This is a genomic window from Dehalococcoidales bacterium (assembly GCA_035529395.1).
In the GTDB taxonomy this organism is placed as follows: Bacteria; Chloroflexota; Dehalococcoidia; order Dehalococcoidales; family Fen-1064; genus DUES01.
Genome location: DATKWT010000067.1, coordinates 1 through 3,641 on the forward strand (window position 1 = coordinate 1; position 3,641 = coordinate 3,641).

At 56.5% G+C, this 3,641-nt stretch carries 3 protein-coding genes and 1 tRNA gene; all 4 read right to left on the reverse strand.

The annotated features are described in order from the left end of the window. On the reverse strand, positions 1–501 hold a 501-nt coding region (locus VMW13_04440), incomplete at its 3' end, for an enoyl-CoA hydratase/isomerase family protein (protein ID HUV44063.1). Positions 502–529: 28 nt separating this feature from the next. Then, a tRNA-Pro gene (locus tag VMW13_04445) sits at positions 530–607 on the reverse strand. A 391-nt stretch (positions 608–998) separates the two neighbouring features. Then, complete coding sequence (locus tag VMW13_04450; protein HUV44064.1) at positions 999–1,724, reverse strand: 2Fe-2S iron-sulfur cluster-binding protein; 726 nt, start codon at positions 1,722–1,724, stop codon at positions 999–1,001. 13 nt (positions 1,725–1,737) lie between these two features. Continuing rightward, a complete protein-coding gene (locus VMW13_04455) occupies positions 1,738–3,591 on the reverse strand; it encodes an NADH-quinone oxidoreductase subunit NuoF (GenBank protein HUV44065.1) in 1,854 nt (617 codons plus the stop codon). Between the last annotated feature and the right edge of the window lie 50 nt (positions 3,592–3,641).

Sequence of the window (3,641 nt, forward strand, 5' to 3'; positions counted from 1 at the left end):
GGCACGACCGACACCCATTACGCGAGGGTAGAGCCAGGTGCCACCCCATCCGGGGAAAAGCCCTATCCGGACGAAGGCGTTCATGAACCGGGTCTTTTCACAGCCTGTCCTGAGGTCGCAGGCCATCGCCAGATCGCATCCGGCACCGACAGCAGCTCCGTTGACCATGGCGATTGTCGGTTTCTTGAGTTTCTGAAGCTTCGGTTGTACCCTCCCCGCGGAACGGATGAGGCCCTGCCTCAGCGCCTCGGCATTCCGGGTGCTGCCTTCATTCTGCTGGCTGCCACCGGCCATGCCACCAACATCCGCTCCGGAGCAGAAGCCTCGTCCGGCACCGGTAATCACCAGCACCGTCACCTCATCGTCATCGTCGACTTCATCAAGAGCTGCCGACAGCTCCCCGGTCATCTGCGGACTCAACGCGTTGAGTCTTTCCGGTCGGTTCAGAGTCAGTACGGCGATATTACCCCTTTTCTCAAGAATGATGGTCTCATAGTCCATGACTCTTCCCTCCTTCTGGTAAAGGCACTGGTCGGGGTGAGAGGACTCGAACCTCCGACCTCGGCGTCCCAAACGCCGCGCTCTAACCTGGCTGAGCTACACCCCGTTGTCTGAACCAGGAACCGCGGGCTGCCTTTTCACCGCAGCTAGCGGTCGGCTAATGTAGTGTCTAACAAATGCCTTTACAGTCCCTGTCATTATAGCAAGCCTATGAAAAACCTTTTCGACCAATCCCCGTGTGGCCCATCTGGGCCGCCTTCCCCTTCCTGTCCAGGAAGGAGCCTTCTGCGGAAGGGGGGAAAGATTATATCTGGGGGACACCCCCAGACCCCTGCCATAAGGGGGCGTCCCTCAGAAGGGGCGAAACCTCTCTGGACTCCCCTTTTTCATCACCCTGCTAGACTCGATACGGGATACGTGTTTGTCCCCTGGATTCCAGCCTGCGCTGGAATGACATCAACATCCATCATACGTAAAGATATATACGAGACACTACACTAGTCCCGGCAGTTAATACAGCGGTCGAAGAAGTCCGGCTCCAGGCTTGCTTTCCGGGCCATGTATTCAAGCTGCTTCTCGGGAGCAAAGTAGTCGCCGCAGACACTGCACTTCGCCAGCTTGAATTCTATCACATTGCCGGGCATGGTTATAGTCCGGGTATCGCCGGAATCCTCCATTTTAATTGCCCCGGTGGGACAGATATAGGCACAGGAGCCACATCCAATGCAGGCATTGGAATCATCATAGAAAGGAATCGCCATCTCACGTTCAACACCCCGGTTGACCAGACTGATGGCCGATACCCCGACTACTTCCTCGCAGGCCCGGACACAGAGAGCACAGAGGATACAGCTACCATGGTCTTCCTGCGGATAGGAAGTTTTCTCGACACCAAGCTGCCGGGCCATGTCCTGAATGACCTCCGACTCCGGACAGCGAGCGAGTAAAAGGTCGATTATCGTCTGCCGGTTACGCCGGACTCTTTCGGTACTCGTTTTCACTTCCAGGCCTTCTTCTACCGGATACAGGCAGGAAGTAACCAGTCTCTCTCTTCCGCTACTGGTCTTTACCTCGACGAGGCAGAGTCGGCAGGCTCCATAGGGACTGACGGACTCGTGAGCACAGAGGGCGGGAATATGGATATTATGCGCAGTGGCAACATCAAGCACCATCGTTCCTTCTTCAGCTTCAATGACCTTGCCGTCAATCGTCAATGTCACCATATCCTGATTGTCCTCACTTTACTATTACGGAGTCCAGGCGGCAGACGTCATAGCAGGCGCCGCACTTGATGCATTTCTCCTGGTCGAGGAGCACCGGCTTCTTCTTTTCAACCAGCGTTATCGCTCCCTGGGGGCAGGTCTTGATGCAAAGACCGCACCCGGGGCATTTGTCGGAAATAGAGTAGGTTATCAGTGCTTTGCATACACCCGCAGGACAGCGCTTATCCCTGATATGGGCCTGATACTCGTCCCGGAAGTAGCGTATCGACGTTAGTACCGGGTTGGGAGCAGTTTGGCCCAGTCCGCAGAGGGCGCTATCCGTGAGCGTCTCCGATAGATGTTCCAGTCGCTCGATGTCCTCCTCTTCTCCCCTGCCCTCGGTAATGCCGGTCAGTATCTCACGCATCCTCTTGAGGCCTTCGCGGCAGGGTACGCACTTACCGCAGGACTCGCCTTCAAGGAAGGAGATGAAGTACCTGGCGATATCTACCATGCAGTTGGTCTCGTCCATGACAATCATCCCGCCGGAGCCCATCATCGAGCCGACCTTGTCCAGTTCGTCGAAATCGACGGGAATACCGAGCATACTTTCCGGGATGCAGCCGCCGGAAGGGCCACCGGTCTGAATGGCCTTGAGCTTCTTCCCTTTGGGAACACCGCCGCCAATGTCCATGACAATCTCGCGCAGTGTCATGCCCATGGGCACTTCCACCAGGCCGGTATTGTTGACCTTACCCACCAGTGAGAATATCTTGGTACCTTTACTGTTTTCGGTGCCAATCTGCCGGTACCAGTCAGCGCCCTTATTAATAATCAGGGGCACGTTTGCCCATGTTTCGACGTTATTGAGATTGGTCGGCTTTTCCCAGAGTCCCTTCTCCGAGGTATGAATATATTTTGCCCGAGGCTCACCGACTTTACCTTCAAGCGAGGCCATCAGGGCCGTTGATTCACCGCAGACAAAGGCACCGCCGCCACGGTTGATGCTGATGCGACAACTGAAGCCGGAGCCGAAGATGTTATCGCCCAGAAGCCCGCATTCCTCCGCCTGCCGGATGGCGGTCCCGGCATGCAGCACGGCCAGCGGGTACTCATTGCGTACGTAGATGAATCCCTCGTTCGACCCGATGGCATAGGCACCGATTAGCATACCTTCAATGGCGGAATGGGGATTACCTTCCATGAGACTCCGGTCCATGAATGCACCGGGGTCGCCCTCATCACAGTTGCAGATGACGTACTTCGGCTCCCCCTCAGCGTCACGGGTGGTCTGCCATTTCCTTGCGGTAGCGAAGCCGCCACCACCGCGCCCGCGCAGGTTTGCTTTCCTGACTTCCTCGAGCACCTCGACCGGAGACATCTTAAAGATGGCTTTGACCAAGGCAGAGTAACCGCCCAACGCGATGTAATCATTGACGTTGTTGGGGTCAATCCTGGAGTTGTCCGCCAGCAGAAGTCGCAGCTGTTTCTTGTAGAACGGGACTTCGCTCTCGTGAACCGCTTGCTGCCCGGTGTTCGGGTCGACATATAGCAGCCGGTCAATAATCTTGCCGCTGACAATGGTCTCCGAGACTATCTCGGCCACGTCCTTCGGCCTGACGCGCTGATAGAGGATATTTTCCGGTTCGATAACAACCAGCGGCCCTCTCTCACAGAAGCCCGGGCACCCTGTGACCCTGATATCTACCCCGGAGTTCAACCCCCGCGACTCCACTTCACTCCTGAAGGCAGCGATGAGGTCCTCGGCCCCCAGGGCAAGGCAGCCCGTACCGCCGCAGATGGTCAGGCACCGCCGGCTGGTGTCCCGGTTCCGCACTATCGACTCTCTCAGTGCCTCCAACTCCTGTGGGGAACTTAGCCTGTTCAATATTATGTTCCTCTCTCGCAGTTTCACGGTAGCCTATTTGTACATCGACA